Source organism: Streptomyces sp. 11x1 (assembly GCF_032598905.1).
Taxonomy (GTDB): domain Bacteria; phylum Actinomycetota; class Actinomycetes; order Streptomycetales; family Streptomycetaceae; genus Streptomyces.
In genome coordinates this window covers 6,990,190-7,004,550 of record NZ_CP122458.1, presented here as the reverse complement: position 1 = coordinate 7,004,550, position 14,361 = coordinate 6,990,190, and the positions used below count along the sequence as shown (strand labels likewise).

At 69.3% G+C, this 14,361-nt stretch carries 23 protein-coding genes; 4 read left to right on the top strand and 19 right to left on the bottom strand.

Going from position 1 to position 14,361, the window contains the following annotated elements; genetic code table 11:
- The first annotated feature begins 53 nt into the window (after positions 1 to 53).
- From P8T65_RS30770 to P8T65_RS30760, 3 genes are all read left to right on the top strand, one after another.
- Positions 54 to 305, top strand: coding sequence for a hypothetical protein (locus P8T65_RS30770; protein WP_316728419.1), 252 nt, complete (start codon positions 54 to 56; stop codon positions 303 to 305).
- The gene (locus P8T65_RS30765; RefSeq protein WP_316728417.1) at positions 302 to 907 is read left to right on the top strand and encodes a hypothetical protein; all 606 of its coding nucleotides are present in this window, start codon (positions 302 to 304) and stop codon (positions 905 to 907) included. The genes P8T65_RS30770 and P8T65_RS30765 overlap by 4 nt, the downstream gene beginning before the upstream one ends.
- A 208-nt stretch (positions 908 to 1,115) precedes the next feature.
- The gene (locus P8T65_RS30760; RefSeq protein WP_316728416.1) at positions 1,116 to 1,526 is read left to right on the top strand and encodes a hypothetical protein; all 411 of its coding nucleotides are present in this window, start codon (positions 1,116 to 1,118) and stop codon (positions 1,524 to 1,526) included.
- Between the two features lie 105 nt (positions 1,527 to 1,631).
- On the opposite strand, the gene P8T65_RS30755 is transcribed toward P8T65_RS30760, so the two are convergent.
- The 6 genes from P8T65_RS30755 to P8T65_RS30730 all read right to left on the bottom strand — a co-directional run bounded on the left by P8T65_RS30755 (position 1,632) and on the right by P8T65_RS30730 (position 4,346).
- Positions 1,632 to 1,838, bottom strand: coding sequence for a hypothetical protein (locus P8T65_RS30755; protein WP_316728415.1), 207 nt, complete (start codon positions 1,836 to 1,838; stop codon positions 1,632 to 1,634).
- Positions 1,835 to 2,005, bottom strand: coding sequence for a hypothetical protein (locus P8T65_RS30750; protein WP_316728414.1), 171 nt, complete (start codon positions 2,003 to 2,005; stop codon positions 1,835 to 1,837). Before P8T65_RS30750 ends, P8T65_RS30755 begins: the two co-directional genes overlap by 4 nt.
- 3 nt (positions 2,006 to 2,008) lie before the next feature.
- A complete protein-coding gene (locus P8T65_RS30745) occupies positions 2,009 to 2,215 on the bottom strand; it encodes a hypothetical protein (RefSeq protein ID WP_316728413.1) in 207 nt (68 codons plus the stop codon).
- Positions 2,212 to 2,673 (bottom strand): hypothetical protein, encoded by a 462-nt coding sequence (locus P8T65_RS30740; protein WP_316728412.1) that lies wholly within the window; start codon positions 2,671 to 2,673, stop codon positions 2,212 to 2,214. The genes P8T65_RS30745 and P8T65_RS30740 overlap by 4 nt, the downstream gene beginning before the upstream one ends.
- Before the next feature lie 87 nt (positions 2,674 to 2,760).
- Positions 2,761 to 3,609 carry a helix-turn-helix transcriptional regulator gene (locus P8T65_RS30735; protein WP_316728411.1) on the bottom strand — a complete coding sequence of 283 codons (849 nt, stop codon included), beginning with the start codon at positions 3,607 to 3,609 and terminating at the stop codon, positions 2,761 to 2,763.
- A complete protein-coding gene (locus P8T65_RS30730) occupies positions 3,606 to 4,346 on the bottom strand; it encodes a DUF6879 family protein (protein WP_316728410.1) in 741 nt (246 codons plus the stop codon). Before P8T65_RS30730 ends, P8T65_RS30735 begins: the two co-directional genes overlap by 4 nt.
- 280 nt (positions 4,347 to 4,626) lie before the next feature.
- Here P8T65_RS30730 and P8T65_RS30725 point away from each other — a divergent pair, with 280 nt between their 5' ends.
- Positions 4,627 to 5,280, top strand: a complete 654-nt coding sequence (locus tag P8T65_RS30725; protein ID WP_316728409.1) for a DUF4352 domain-containing protein — start codon at positions 4,627 to 4,629, stop codon at positions 5,278 to 5,280.
- A 53-nt stretch (positions 5,281 to 5,333) separates the two neighbouring features.
- Here P8T65_RS30725 and P8T65_RS30720 read toward each other — a convergent pair whose 3' ends face one another.
- From P8T65_RS30720 to P8T65_RS30665, 13 genes are all read right to left on the bottom strand, one after another.
- Positions 5,334 to 8,717: a hypothetical protein gene (locus P8T65_RS30720; RefSeq protein WP_316728408.1), complete on the bottom strand. Its 3,384-nt coding sequence runs from the start codon at positions 8,715 to 8,717 to the stop codon at positions 5,334 to 5,336.
- Entirely contained in the window at positions 8,714 to 9,016 is a 303-nt protein-coding gene (locus P8T65_RS30715) for a hypothetical protein (RefSeq protein ID WP_316728407.1), read from the bottom strand. Before P8T65_RS30715 ends, P8T65_RS30720 begins: the two co-directional genes overlap by 4 nt.
- Positions 9,017 to 9,063: 47 nt before the next feature.
- On the bottom strand, positions 9,064 to 9,267 hold the full coding sequence (locus P8T65_RS30710; RefSeq protein WP_316728406.1) for a hypothetical protein: 204 nt from the start codon (positions 9,265 to 9,267) through the stop codon (positions 9,064 to 9,066).
- Complete coding sequence (locus P8T65_RS30705) at positions 9,264 to 9,893, bottom strand: hypothetical protein (protein WP_316728405.1); 630 nt, start codon at positions 9,891 to 9,893, stop codon at positions 9,264 to 9,266. The genes P8T65_RS30710 and P8T65_RS30705 overlap by 4 nt, the downstream gene beginning before the upstream one ends.
- Positions 9,894 to 10,092: 199 nt before the next feature.
- Positions 10,093 to 10,317 (bottom strand): WhiB family transcriptional regulator, encoded by a 225-nt coding sequence (locus P8T65_RS47415; protein WP_399103273.1) that lies wholly within the window; start codon positions 10,315 to 10,317, stop codon positions 10,093 to 10,095.
- A 38-nt stretch (positions 10,318 to 10,355) separates the two neighbouring features.
- On the bottom strand, positions 10,356 to 10,736 hold the full coding sequence (locus P8T65_RS30700; RefSeq protein ID WP_316728404.1) for a helix-turn-helix domain-containing protein: 381 nt from the start codon (positions 10,734 to 10,736) through the stop codon (positions 10,356 to 10,358).
- Between the two features lie 484 nt (positions 10,737 to 11,220).
- Positions 11,221 to 11,676: a hypothetical protein gene (locus P8T65_RS30695; RefSeq protein ID WP_316728403.1), complete on the bottom strand. Its 456-nt coding sequence runs from the start codon at positions 11,674 to 11,676 to the stop codon at positions 11,221 to 11,223.
- Positions 11,677 to 11,730: 54 nt separating this feature from the next.
- A complete protein-coding gene (locus P8T65_RS30690) occupies positions 11,731 to 11,877 on the bottom strand; it encodes a hypothetical protein (RefSeq protein WP_316728402.1) in 147 nt (48 codons plus the stop codon).
- Entirely contained in the window at positions 11,874 to 12,092 is a 219-nt protein-coding gene (locus P8T65_RS30685; RefSeq protein WP_316728401.1) for a hypothetical protein, read from the bottom strand. Before P8T65_RS30685 ends, P8T65_RS30690 begins: the two co-directional genes overlap by 4 nt.
- Entirely contained in the window at positions 12,089 to 12,358 is a 270-nt protein-coding gene (locus tag P8T65_RS30680) for a DUF6253 family protein (protein WP_316728400.1), read from the bottom strand. Before P8T65_RS30680 ends, P8T65_RS30685 begins: the two co-directional genes overlap by 4 nt.
- 203 nt (positions 12,359 to 12,561) lie before the next feature.
- On the bottom strand, positions 12,562 to 13,650 hold the full coding sequence (locus P8T65_RS30675; RefSeq protein WP_316728399.1) for an AAA family ATPase: 1,089 nt from the start codon (positions 13,648 to 13,650) through the stop codon (positions 12,562 to 12,564).
- Positions 13,647 to 14,063, bottom strand: coding sequence for a hypothetical protein (locus tag P8T65_RS30670; protein WP_316728398.1), 417 nt, complete (start codon positions 14,061 to 14,063; stop codon positions 13,647 to 13,649). The genes P8T65_RS30675 and P8T65_RS30670 overlap by 4 nt, the downstream gene beginning before the upstream one ends.
- The gene (locus P8T65_RS30665) at positions 14,060 to 14,269 is read right to left on the bottom strand and encodes a hypothetical protein (RefSeq protein WP_316728397.1); all 210 of its coding nucleotides are present in this window, start codon (positions 14,267 to 14,269) and stop codon (positions 14,060 to 14,062) included. Before P8T65_RS30665 ends, P8T65_RS30670 begins: the two co-directional genes overlap by 4 nt.
- Between the last annotated feature and the right edge of the window lie 92 nt (positions 14,270 to 14,361).

Here is a 14,361-nt window from a genome sequence, read left to right as displayed (position 1 = left end):
AAACCGCACGATCAGGCGGGGCACGGCCACCGCCACGAGGGCAGCCATGCCCCATGAACACACCAGCCAAGCGAACGAAGCGTGAGCGCCGCGTCCCCCTCCCGGCTGGCCTCGTCCCCCTGCTGACCCAGCGCGAGATCGAGACGTACTACGGCGTCTCCACCTGGCAGATCGACCAGTGGCGCAAGGCCGGCATGCCGGCCGAGCCGTTCGCCGGCCAGGGCCGCCGCTACGACCTGGCCAAGTGCCAGGAGTGGCACGCCCGCCACGCGACGGACGCCCGGTCCTGGTCGGCCGCCGCATGACCCGCGAGGAGCGCCGAGCGCTTCTCGGTGACGCGGTCATCCAGCACATCCGCGAAGAAGTCGACGAAGCCGTCCGCGACTTCATGAACGCCCCCGCCGAGGACAGGGCCGACCTGATCGGCCGGCTCCGGCCGATCCTCGCGCCAGCTGCGGCCCGCCTGCAGGCCCGCCGGGCGGCCGAGCGGGATACGGCGTGCCCCCCCGCCGGAGTTCTCCCTCAAGGAAGCGGAGCGCCGACTCGGTCCGGCCGCTGTCGAAGCGGCTCGCCGTCTGGTCGATGCCGCGCCGCGTCTTCGGCCGGAGCAGCGCGAGCAGTTGCGGGCACTGTTCGCGTCGGCTCGTACGGAGAAAAGGCCCGGTGGAACATGACGCGCGAGCTCGTGCGCAAGCGCTGGCACTACGTGCTGACCCTCGCGTGGGCGAAGGGCAAGTATTTCGAGCTGGCCACATTCGAGGGCAGCGTGGCGCCTCTGCCCGGGCACAGCAGGCAGCAACTGTTCAACCACCTGTACGACAGCTCCGTGAAGCGAGCCGATGAGGGGGATGACGCCTTCGTGATCTTCTTCTCCTTGGAGCCCGACGAACTGGTCTCGGACGAGTGACCGCCCACGCAGACGGGAGAAGGAGCGCTGTCTCTGGGACGCCAGGAACTCCGCTCAACTGCGATGCTTCCTCGGTCCTACAGCCACGGTGCCCGAACGTATGCCGAACTGGCAGCTTCCCCCGTTTAGCTGCGGCTGGCGGGCAGGGCTACGGGAGCGCAGCTGTACTGCTGCTGACTTGGGGGCTCGCGCTTGGAAGGAGACCTCTGTGCATACCCCGATGCCGCGTTGGGTGGCTCCCACGTTGGCGATCATCGTTTTGCTCATCTTCGGGATCCTTGCTGGCCTCGTCGCCTTCGGCGCGAACGATCCCCCGAGGCTCGGCGACCCCGTGCCGACGGTTGCGCCCACGCCGTCGGGTGGCAACCTGCCGCCGCAGGCACGGGGAGGGTACGACCCGAACGCCCGCCTCATCGCGGTACTCGCCATTGTGTCGCCGCTGCTGACGGCGATCGTCGCCTTCTTCTTTGGTCAGCGGGCTGGTCAGGCCACTGGCGAAGCAGTGGCGAAGACGGAAGTGGTGAGGACACAAGCCAGCATCGCATCGACCTTGGAGGCCGAGGGAGAGCAGGCCGCAGTAGAGAAACTCAACCGGCGAGGCTTGCTCGGCGACGAATAGTTCGTCGGCCATCGGCAGCGGCGCTCCGGCCAGGAGACGGTACCGGTCGGTGCCTGGTCCCGCCCGCCCCAGGTCTCACGGGGTGCAGGGACGGGCGGGGGTCTATCAGTCCGTGGCGGGCTGGACGGTGCCCGCGCAGACCGGGCATGCGTACACCTCGACGCTCAGATCGTGGGCGCCCGCCCGGCCCTGCGCCCGGCCGGCACTGACGGCACCGCGGCGCAGCTTCCTGCCGCAGAAGCAGCACGCCCACCCGGACGACTGCGCCCGCGTCAGCTCGACGACGGGCGGCGGCTGGGGGAGATGTCTCACAGCTGATCGGCCAGCGGTACGAGGTCGTGCGCTACCCGGCAGCGCTCGCACGCGAACAATTTCCCGGTCTCGCCCACCTGTATCAGCCGGACGGTGTCAGACAGGCCGTCGTGCCAGCCGCACCAGGCGATCGTGCGCGGAGCCGCGGTGTCCTGTGCGGTATCCACGGACTACCGCCTCCGCTTCCGGCGCGGCACGTGGTGCGCCCGGATCTCCACGTTGAAGTCCGACACCCTCGACAGATCACCCCGCGCTCTGGCCTCGGCGCGTTGCCGGACCAGTGCCGCGCACACACCGCAGTCCGCCGGCGGCGTCGGCTCTTCCAGCGGAGGGCCGAGGGTGACGGGCGGCTCGGGCATGGTCTGCTGGCGGTTCATCCGGATACCTCCGCGGGGAGTCGGCCGCCCGGGCCGAAGCAGGCGCCGAGCAGGGTGGGATCCGTCAGCCGTCCGCTGCTGTGCGGGCGTTCGATCCACACGCGGCCGTTGGTGGGGCGGTTGACGGGCGGGCAGTACAGCGGCCACCCCGGCGGGCGCACAGTGAGCCGGGCGACGTCGTCCAGGCATTCGGCGGCGTCGGTCGGAACGAGCCACCAGGCGCGCTCGGCAGCCGGGTGGGCGAGCACCGGGCCGAGGGGGTCCGGTGGCATGCGCTGCATCGCGTCCACGCTGCCCAGGAGGGGCGCCTCGACGACGAGCCAGTGGTCCCCGGAGGGCACGAGGGCGAGTTCGCCGGACGACCAGGCCCGGCGCACGGTATCGGGGTCGGGGGCGCAGTCGGCGAGCCAGTCGCGGCCTGCGTAGCGCGTGCCCGGATTGCGGGTCCGTGTGGCCATGGCCAGGACCGTAGGGAACCTGATTGCGCGGCCGTGTGCCGATTGCGCGGGATTGCGCGGGCCGGTGGAGGGCTTGCCGCGGATTGCCTACGCGAGGTCGAGAGAGGCCCGTGCGCGGCCGATCAGACGGCGGGCTGGCGGGCCGTACTCGGCGGACTCGGCGAGCCAGTCCCACGCCCGCTCATACAGGGCGATGTCGTCCTCGCCGGTGAGCCAGAGTTCTTCGCTGATCGTCTCGACGATCACCAACCGGCGGTCGTAGATCCAGAAGGCGTGCGGGGCGGTACGCCGCAGCTGCGCCCCGAACGGCAGGATGCCCAGCTCGATACGGCGCTGGCCGACGAGGTTGTACAGCCGGTCGAGCTGTTCGGCCATCACCGCCACGGGGCACGGGCGGTGGTACAGGGCGGCCTCGCACACGAGGAACCGGAACGTCTTCTCGGGGTCGTACAAGGCCTCTTGCCGCCGCATGCGCGCCTCGACCGCGGCGTCGGTCGTCGGGGTGATGCCACGGAACTCGGCGTTGCTGTCGAAGATGACGCGCGCGTACTCCGGGGTCTGGAACATCCCCGGGATGCGGGACACCTCCAAGCCCCGGATGGCCTGGGTGGCGTCGGTCTGCCGTACGGCGATCTCCTGGCGGCCGCGGTGTCCGCCGGCCAACTGCCGTCGCCACGAACGGTGCCGCTGCTTCATCTCCAGCCCGGCGAGCAGGCCGTGCAGCTCGCCCTCGGCGTCCGTGCGGTCGATGGCCCGAGCCCAGCCGGTGAGGTCTTCTCGGGTCGGGGTCTGCTTGCCGTTCTGGAGCCGGGACACCTTCGACGGCTGCCAGCCCAGCCTGGCGGCGAGGTCTTTGCCTTCCAGGCCGGCCTCGACGCGAAGCTCACGCAGGCGCGCGCCGAGGGCCTCGCGGGCGGTCTGGTAGTCGGTGGTCACACGACGGAACGTACCCGCCCGGCGAACTCCGTTGTAGGCACTGCGTGATGCCATGCGGCGTCGCGGGCCTGGCAGGCGGCGAGGACTTCGGCGGGGTCCTCGGTGACGTACACGCCGAGGGTGTTGTCCTCGACGTCGAACGCGAACCGTGCGACCACCTTGGAGTCGAAGAGCCAGAAGTCGTAGTCGGGCAGCCGCAGCTGTACGGCCTGGGCACGGGTGAGGTTGCGGATGTCCTCCCCGGCGGCCACGTTGGACGGGGCGCTGGCGAGGAGGAACCGCTGGCCCTCGGTGGGCGGGGTGTCGACGAGGCGGACCCGCTCGAACCGCTTCCCGGCGGCGGTCTGTGCGGCGACGTTGTCGCGCCAGGAGTTCGCGGGCTCGGCCGCGATGTCCTCGCCGTCCTCCCATCGCTGCCACTTCGAGCTGTTGCGGTCGGATGCGTAGCCGCGGCGGGTCTCCAGCCGCCAGGCAGTGTGCCGGAACTCGCGGAACAGGTGGGCGATCGAGGTGAACGGCTGGAGCTCGGGTGCCTCGGCGCGGGGTGCGTAGCGGGTGAGGAGGGAGCGGGGGACGCGGACGAACGTCTCGGACGGCTTGACGTCGCGCAGCTGCACGAGGTGGGCGGGGTCGGTCTCTCGGTCGCCCTGGACGAGGATCTCGTCGGTGCCGTCGATCTCGTACAGGGTGGGGCAGTCGCCGTCGTCGCTGGTGGTGCCGAGGAACCTGAGCGTCATGCCGCCTCCGCTGTCGGGTGGTTGGGTTCCCAGAATGCGCAGGATGGCGCAGGACCGCCCGACGATTGCAGCAGATTGCGTACTGGTGGCGGCTTCGGTTGATTGCGCGCAACAGGGCCGCAGCCGTGCCCGACCAACGAGAAGGGTCATCACTGGTGAGGACCCTGGCGGCCAACTGCCGGGCATCACACCCGAGGGTCACAGGACGGCCATACCGGCCCGTACGTTCCCCACTGGCCTCATGATGCTCTCCACGCACACGTACGTCCTTGGGGGGACCATGAGCGACGCCACACCGCCGTCCACGCCTGCTGCGCCACCGGCACCGCAGCAGCCGAAGCGCAACCACACGAACACGATCATCATCAGCACAGCCGCCGTACTCATCGCCGGCATCGTCACCGCAGGCATCGTCGTCTCCAACTCCCGCAACGACGACCCCACACCCACTGTCGTCAAGGCCGCCAGCACACCGTCGGCCAGCAGCACGAAGGCAAGCCCGTCACCCTCGCCCAGCCAGGAGACGCTGAAGCTCGGCGACAAGGTCGACATCGACGCAGGCGGCAACAAGTTCTCCGCCGCCGCGCTCACCCACAAGGACAAGGGCCTCAGGAGCCCGACAGGCCTGTTCCAGGACGGGCAAAAGCTGGCCCTCGTCGAGGTGAAGGTGTGCAACGAAGGCGAGGAGCCGATCACGGTGGCCCCGTTCACGTGGTCCCTGGCCTACGAGGACGGGTCGAGGCTGGAGCCCTTCCACATGACCGGGAGCGAGTTGCCGCCGCCGGTGTATCCGATGGATGCGAAGGTCAAGGGCGGAGACTGCGTGCGCGGCAACGTCCTCTTCGAGGTGCCGAAGGGGTTCGGCCGGGCGGAGCGGGTGTTGTACTCGCCGGGGGATTTGGATGAGCCGGTGGAGTGGCAGATCGGCAAGTAAGGGAGGAGCCCCCGGCACAGGCCAGACGGCCACGCCGGGGGCTCTGCCGGTCACTATCGCCGAGCAGGCGGCCCGTACCCGAGGACGGCCTGCGCATCCCCGCCACGGTTACGGACAGCCTTACGCAGGAGCTCGACGAGCAGATCATCCACCTTCGAACCACCCGACTTGATCTCCAGCACCACAGTGGGAGCCGGAGCCCGGCCACCGCCAGCCCGGCCCGTAGCAGCGGGCATGGTGGTGCGGGGCTGGTTGAGCATCGACTCCCAGGCCGGGGTGATGCTGCGGTTCTTCCGCATGCCGAGAGCGAAGCCTTCGGCGGTGTAGTCGCCGACCTGCATCATCACCTGCGACGGTGACTTGATGCCGAGGGCCTTCTTGATGGACTTCTCCATCGCCTTCGCGATCTTCATCATCTGCTTCTCGATCGCTTTCTGCTGCTTCTCCAAACCGGCGATCAGCCCCTCGCCCGCCTTCATTCCGGCCCCGTACATGGCGTCCGCCGCCGCGTTCCCCGCGGACTTCGCTGCGGACCCGATCTGCTTTTGCAGGTCGTTCAGTTTCTTGATCTCCGCGGTGCCGCCGCCCAGGATCGCCGCCGCAGTCTCCATGCCGCCGCCCTCGATACCTGCGGTCGCGATCTGCTTGACGAGATCCCCGGACAGGCCCTTCTTCCGCAGCTGCGTCAGCATGGACGAGAACTGCTTGGTGTTCGCCGCGGACCCGGTCATCTGCGACAGGAGGGTGTTGATCGTCACCTGCGAGTCGGAAGCATTCGCACTCTTGACGATCCCGGCCTCGCTCTTCAGGCCGGAGGAGACGTCGTCACGGAGGGCCTTCGCCTTCTCCAGGGTTTTCGACAGCTTGTCGTGCTGCTTCTCGTACTTCATCAGCGCCGAACCCGCACTGTTCAGCCGCTTGAGGAGGCTGTTCTCCAGCCCGCCATGGGTGGCTTTCTTGATGATGGAACGCCACTTGTTCAACGCGGAGGAGAGTTCACCCAGGCTGCCCGGTGAACCCAAAGCGTTGGCGAACTCGGTGTTCTTGTACCCGGCCCGCCGGCCGAAGTGGGAGATCGTCAGGTCACCGCGGGCGTCCTTGCGGGCTTCGCGTTCGGCCTTTGTGACCCCGCCCCTGGCGTACTGCTCCAGCCCGTACCCGAACTGCTCCGCAACCTCCGACAGGATCGCCACTGAACGCGGACGTTTCGCCTGCGCGAGCGGAATGTACGCCTCGCCGCCGGTCTCCGGCTCGCCCCACACCCGCCAGGATCCGGCTGGCGCGATCTGTGCGACGTGCTGCTCGCGGCCGCCGTCCGCGAAGAACCGCATCACGCCGCCGTCCGCCTGCCTGAACGTCGGCGACGCGGACGAATCCACGTTGCGGTACTGCACGTTGATGTACGACGTGCCCAGCACCCGGCCCGCGATCCCGCGGACACCCGACCAGAAGCCGCCCGTGTCGGCAACGATCATCCCGGTCTTCTTCGGGATCGACTGCTGCTTCACCCACCGCATCGCGTCCGCGAACGGCCCCGAGTCCGCGTCCAGCTCCGCCTTCGCCTTCGCCTTGTCGAACGCCGCCAGCTCCCGCTTCGCCGCCGCCAGCTCGTCCTCGGCATCCTGCTTGTCGGCGGTCAGCTTCGCCTTCCGCTCCTTCGTCAGCTCCGGGTCCTTCAGCTGCTGCTTGATGTGCTCCAGACTCGCCTCGGCCTGATCCACACTCATCGTGATCTGCGCCCGGTTCAAGCGCGGGACCGCCTCGTCGACGAGCGAGTCGATGCTGCCGCCTATGTCGGCCATGTTGTCGCGGAACCCACCCGCCACCTCATCGAACGACGTATTCCACTCCTTGAACGTGTCACCGATCACCGGCAGATTCCCGAACGTGCCGGCCAGCGTGGACACCAGACCATCGACGCCGAGCAGGATGCCCTCAGCCACCAGCTCGAACGCGCTGAACAGCTTCGGCAGCGCCTCGACACCGGCCGTCACCATCGACGTGATGGACTGCGCCACCCCCAGCATCGCCGACCGGATACCGCCCTGATTGTCCTTCACCCAGTCCGACAGCCCACGGAAACCGTCGTCCAACTCCGACACGTCGACACCGGCCACAGCGGTCAGCGACTCGAACAGTGCGCCGCCGACCTCCTTCGCGAAACTGCCGGCCACCGACGTACCGATCGCCGCGAGCTCGTTGAACGCACGGAAGGCATCTGCGCCCACATTCGCCAACGGCTCCAGCGCCTCAGCCGCACCATCGAACAGCGTCGCCAGCCGCGACACCTGATCGCCCGCAGTGGTCAGCATCTCCTTCGTCAACGGACCGAAGGAATCCGCGAACGACCCGGCGACCTTCCCCAAGCTGGGCAGCAACGAATCGTTCACCAGATAGGCCAGGCCGTCGACGACGTCCGCCGACCCGTCGATGCCCTGCTCCAGCTCCTTGAACATGGACGGCATGCCCCGGCCCAGCGCGCCGCCGACGAGGTTCTGCAACGCATCCACGGTCGGCTGACTCTTCGTGCCGAAGTCCAAGAACGACTGGGTGAAGGCGCCCATGTTGTCCGCGAAGTCCTTCACGAACTCGGAGCCCATCTCCACGTTCTTGATCAGCGCACTCTTGAACGCCGGGCTGTCGGCGAACTTCGCGGCCGACTCCGCGATCTCCCCGAACGCCTTCCCGCCGGTCTTGATGACCGGGGTGAGATCCTTCATCGCACCCTTGAGGGTGTCGACGGCCTTCGCTGTGCGCGGAAGAACGACCTTCTCCGCGGCCTTCCGCCAGTCGTCCAGCGGGCCCTTCAGTTCCTTCGCCTGCTTCTTCATGCCGTCCATGGCGAGCGCCGCCGCGCCACCCACACCGGCCAGGCCGAACAGCATCGGCGACAGTGCGCCGATCGACGGCAGCACGGAAGCGCCGAGCACGGCACCGACACCCGCCAGGGACCCCGCCAGGCCGCCACCACCGGCCGCCCCACCACCGCCGCCACCGCCGAGCGCACTCGAAGCGCTGTCGCCCGCCACGGCCAGCCCGCGGAGGTCGCCGCGCAGGTCCCCGAGGCCGCCGTTGACGCCGTCGATGCTGCCGCCGAGATCATCCATGTCGCGGCGCAGCGTCGTCGTACGGCCACTCAGATCACCGAGACGACTGTCCGCCGCATCCAGCCGTGTGATCAGCGTCCGCATCGACGTGCTCGCACCCATACCCGCCGTACGGAAGTCCCGCAGCGCGTTATCCGCCGCCGCCGTACGCCCCCGCAGCGTCGTCAGGGAACGGTTCAGACCCTCCACCGCAGAGTCGAGGATGCGGACGCCAGCCGCCGTAGTGGCCGCCCGCGCACGCAGGCCGTCCATAGCGCGGTTGACGTCGCGGAACGCACGCTGCGCCTGCGAGCCGTCCGCCGTGACTGTGATCCGAACACTGTCGCTCATGACGCTCCCTCACCGTCGAGAAGACGCGCCACCGCGGCATCGTCGTCCGCCCGCCACGTGCCCGCGTCGACAAGCCCGAGCAGATCGGCGGCCTTCAGGAAGTCCGCCTCACCCCACTGCGACGGGTCGAGGTCATGACCGATCGCGGCAGACGTCGCCTCGACCAGCCGCCAGATCTCCTTCGCCTGGAAGTCACCGGCCTGAGCCTTGGCCTGAGCCCGCCGGTACTCGTCCCCGGAGAAGCCCGGCAGGACCACCTCGACGGCAACACCTGGCGCGGCCTCGATCCGAACCGTCACCCGGCCACCAGGGCGCTGTCTGCGCGGCTTACGCGGCTTCCGGCGGCTCACCGGACACCCTCACCCTCAGAGCCGCTCAGAGGGGCGAGGAGCGCCGCGAGGACCGGACTCGTACGCCGGTCCCGGTCCGCCACCGTGAACGCCGCACGCGCCTCGTCCAGGCGCAGCGACATCCGCCACGCCTCCATGCCCACGCCATCGTCGGACGGGCCACCCGCGCCGAACTCCTCGGCGAACGGATCCCCGCTCACCGCCCGGCCGCCCGCGCCAGCAGCTCGGCCCGCGCCTGAGCCTCCACCAGACCGCCCATCTGCCCCCACCGAGCCTGAGCGAACACATGCCGCCGATCATGCGCAGCCACCGCGGCCTGCATCACCGCCGCAACCAACGAACCCGGATCCGCCGCCCGCCACGTCTCGCCACCCAGATGGACCGTGCCAGCCGCCGTACCACCGTCCACACCGCCGTCACCCGCCCGCAGACCCGCACCGAGCAACTCGCCCGACACCTGACGCACCACGGCGCCGTACCCGGCCACCGCCGCCAGCGCCACAGCCGCCGCCTTGTCGAGCGCGGCGACCGCGTACGCGGCCTCGTCACGGGCATCCGCCAGCTGCTGCACCAGCGCCTCCCGCTTCCGCTGCGGATACACCGCCTCAGCAGCCGCCCGACGCGCCTCGTCCGCCTGCTCCTTCGCCCACGCCGACTTCAGCCGGCGCAACCGGTCACGGGCATCGTTCGCATCCGCGCGAGCAGCCCGCAGCTCGGTCACAGCAGTCGGCGAACCAGCCGTCGCGTGATGCGCCTCGGCGGTGTCGAGCCTCGACTCCGCCACCTCGACCGCACGCTCGGCCTCGACGATTTCCTGTTCGGTCACCACAATGCGTCTCCCTCGCTCGATGGCCGCTATTCACGTCACGGCAGACCGAATAGCTGCAAGCATTCTACGCCTTTCACCTGCACAAATGGTCTAGAATGGGATCGCGTTCGAAGGTGTGGTCACGGCAAAAGGCCCGGTCCCTGTCTCCCAGGGCCGGGCCTCCGCCTTGTCTAGTACAGACAACAAGCGCCGTCGACTACGCCACCTCCACCACACGACGAGCACGCTCCGCATCCCGCTGCTCCGCCGTCCAACCACCCCACACACCGGACAGCTCCCGGTTCTCCAGCGCATACGCCAGGCACGGCACCACGAAAGCGCAGCCCCGACACAACCCCTCAGCAGCCTCGGGCGACGTGCCGCGCTGGTGATACGCCTCCGGATCCGAACCGCACCGCAAACGCCCCTCGGCAGCCCGCACGAACAAAGGCGCAACCGAACCCGCCGGCCACTTCAGCCTCACCGGCCCTCCGCCTCCCGAAGCGCACGCATCCCCCGAGCGATCGCACGCGCCGTCAGCCGCTCGACCCGCCGCGCCGACGCACCCGACGGAATCGACACCGTCACATGCCACCGACCACCCTCCACCCGCACCGGAGAACCCGGGCGCAGCCGCCGCTCCACCTCGTCCATGTGGTCGAGCAGGGCCAGGCCGTCGTTCGACTTCTCCACCCACACGGCGCGCATCCGCTCGACCTCCGCCGCGAACACGGGATCACGGCGCCACCGACCGACCGTTCCCGGCGCGACACCCGCCGCCTCAGCCGCAGCCCGCTGGGACTTGCCCGCCGCGAGCCACAGCACAGCGCTCGCCTTGTCGCGGGGGTTGGTTGCAGTCATCGATCAATTCCCTTCTCGGTGAAGCGGTCCGCCGGGGCCGTCAAGTTCGGCGATGAACGGCCGGCCACGGGGGCAGGCTCGGGTGCCGCGCTGCGGCGGGAGGCGACGAGATCGCAGGCCGTACTGCTCGGGAAGCAGCCAGTCCAAAACGAAGTGATAGCGGCGCCAAGCAGTCGTCAGGCTCATCCCGAGGACCGCAGCGGCCTGACGGAACGTCCGCCCCTCACCGAGCACCAGCTCCATGACCGCCAAACCCTGGGTCGCCTTCGTGGAGAAGTCCGTCCTCAGCCGCGGATATGGCCCGCCCCGCTGCGACGGCCAACGCAACGCAGAAGGCGAAACAGGGCGGACCTGCGCAGCAGCCCGACCCATCGAAGCGTCGTCCGGGGGCGGACCTATCGAAGCTGCCATGACGGGTGTCCTTCCTTCGCGCGTGGGTGATCGAACTGGGCCCGGCCGCCGGGTGACGGCCGAGCCGTTACGGCTACGCGTGACCGTCTCTGGCGCGTCGTCGGTACGCCTTCTGTCGGCAAGCGCTCCCGCAGTACCGGGAGTCCGCGCGGCCGGTCGTGATCGGCTCCCCGCACGTCTCGCACGGGCGCCCGCTCCCCTTCCCCCCGTTACGGCTACGGGTGAGAGACACCGAGCAGGAGCGGGAGCAGGTGACCCGCTTCAGGAGGGGGTCTCCGTTGCGCACCACCAGCTGCCCGCACGCTGCACACGGGGAGGGGGGCAGCGACTTGCCCCGGCCGACGAGGTTGATCCACTGGTGCCGCGCCGTCCGCTGGGCCGCATAGCCCAGGGTGAGGCCGGTCTCGGGGTCGATTCCGCGGTCGTAGCAGGGCTGGCAGATGAGCAGTTGGGCGCGCCACCACGTGCGGCGGTGCTTGGTGGCGCCGTCGACGAGGTAGCCGGGTCCGGTGAGGGCGGTCTCGCACATGGGGCAAGCTCTTTCACGCATAGCCGTAACGGTATCGATGGGGCACCTCCTCTGTCACGCATAGCCGTAACGCTTGTCGTCGTCCTGGTCGTCGTCGAGGTCGTCCTCGTCGGCGCCGTACGGGCCGAAGGGTCCGGTCTGGCCCGGTGCGGTCGCGCCGAGGGCTGAGGCTCCTCGTACGCGGTGCAGGGTGCGGTTCACGGCGCCTCCTCGGACGGCTCGTCGAGGCGCTGCTGCTGCGCCCGCTGCTCGGCCGCTGCGAGGGCGCGGAGCTTGGCCGCATGCCGTCGGGCGAGGCCGTGCTTACGGGCTTCGGCGAGTTCGGCGCGCTGGCGGCGCATGTCCTCGGTCCGGCGCTTCGCGGCCTGGATGCGGGCCGTCACCGCCTGCTCGACGGCGGACGTTGACTCGCTCATGAGGGCTCCGATCCGACCGACTTCGGGGCTCGGTGGGTCAGACCGAAGACGGCCCACTGGTCCTCGGTCATGTACCGGTAGAAGTTCGGGACGTTGCTGGCGACAGTCGTATTGCCGTAGCTGCCGATGTAGTGACCGACGAGTCGGCCGTCCTCGCCAACGGTCCAAGCGATCAGCGGACGGGGGTAGTAGAGGGTCCTGCCGCTGTCCGTGTCGAGGGTGGTGAAGACGGCGACGTAGCCGCGCGCGGGGATGAGGTCTGCCATCGGTGTCTCGCTCTGTGGTGGGTGGGGCGCACGTTTCCACCCCTCTTTAGAGGGGGTGGAAAACGTGCACTTAGCGTGCGTGCGCTGCGTGCACCTATGCGTGCACCTGTGACCTGCGGCTTTCTGTGGAACGTGCACCCCGTGTGCGGTGCGTGCGGGTGCACGCCCAAAAAGGCGCGTGCACCCTTCCGTGCACCTCACGGCTAGCCCTGCTCGACGAGGTAGTACGAGACCGAACCGCCCTTGAAGATGGGCTCCATACGCGTGAGCAAGCCTTGATCCACGGCCTTATCCAGCTTCCGGCGGGCCTTCTCCTTCTGCGCTCTCGTGGGCACCTTGGCCTCGAAGAGGGCCTCAGCCGCCTTGAGCGGAGTCAGGCCGTCAGGCCCGCTGCGACGTACGAGTTCGTACAGGTCGACGCTCTCCTCGACGGACGTCGTGCCGCGCTCGTGGTCGTGGACGATGTTGAACGGGCCGACCTCGTTCATCGGCTGCTTTAGGTGCCGCAGCCTTACGACGGGATCGCCGGCCTCGCCCCACAGAGAGATGACCGACCCGGCGCCGGACGGGATCCACACCGACCCGTACACGTCGGAGAGGGTGTTGGGCTCTCCGCCGTTCGCACCCGCCTTACGGTTGTGGTGCAGCTCCAAGACCTGCACACCCGCCGCGAGGGCCTTCTGCCGTGCCCGGTTCCAACCGGCGCCGACTGCGTCCTCCGACAGGCCGACAGCGGCGTCCTTGACGGAGTCGATGATGACCGTGTCCGCCTTGGCCTTCTCGCACATCGCGGCGAGGATGTCGGTCTGCTTGGCCAGGTCGAACGGAGGCGGCCCCTCCCACACCACGAGGTGCTTGTTCAGGTAAGCCGGGTCGTCGTGGGCGAAGATCCGATGCCCGGCCCTGCGGCTCTGTGCGGGCCTGTCCATCGCGAGCAGCAGGACGACGCTGCCCGGTACGACCGGGTAGCCCAACACCGTGTCCTGTAGGCCCAGACGGGCGCGGATGAGCTGATGGGCCAGGGTCGTCTTGCCGACACCCTGAGGGGCGGCGATCAGTAGCGCCTCGCCCTCTGCCCAGAGCACGTCTCCGCCCGTACCCCACACGGCGGAAGGGTTCTCGGGGACGTCGAGGAAGAACGACCCGCCGGGCTTGAACAGGCTGGACGCGTCTTCGGCCGGATCGGGCTGGACCTTCTCGTCCAGGTCGCTCCAGTCGATGCTGTCCGGGGCGTGCGGCGGGGCCGCGGGGCTGTCGCCCTGCGGCCTCACCTGCTCGTGGTACGTGGTCAAGTGCGGTTCTCCTGACCGGGTACGGCGACCTTCGGCCACCGAGGGTTCGGGGTGATACGGGCCCGCTCGCGCGCCCACATGTCTGCGGCTCGTTCGCGCACGCTGCGCCATGCCTCGTCGAGTTCGGTGCGGGTGCGGCGGGAGGCCAGCGGCTCGCGGACACGGGATGCCTCGCGGAACCAGCGGATCAAGCCCTCCTCGTCGCCGTACTTGCGCCACTTCTCGGCGGCGGAGATCACGGACGCGAACCGCTTCGGGTCGTCGGGGTGGAGTGCGAGCCACGAGGGCGAGCCGTACGGAGGGAAGTCCTCGGCGAGGTACAGGGTGCGGGCCTCTGCCCAGAGTGCGACCGTGTCCGTCGGGTCGGTACCGGAGAGCTGCGGCGCCGGGCGGCCGAAGGTGCGGGTGCTCATGCCGGCCTCGCCGTGAGGCGGAGTGCGTGCAGCTCGGCGCGGACCTGGTAGCGGCCCGGAACCTGCGGGTCGTGCAGCGGCGGCTTCGGCGGCACGCGCCGGTCGCCCCGCCGGTTCGGGCGGAAGCCGTGGCGCTTACGGCCGACGGTCCTCTTCCGAGTCGGAGCGCCGTCGCGCTGCTCGATGTCGCCGGTAGTGGCTACCATGGCGATACGTCCTTTCACGTGTGAGACGTCGCCCTCGGGATCAGTCGCCGGTCAGCGACCCGGGGGCTTCGTCGTCAGTGGATGGATGTCTG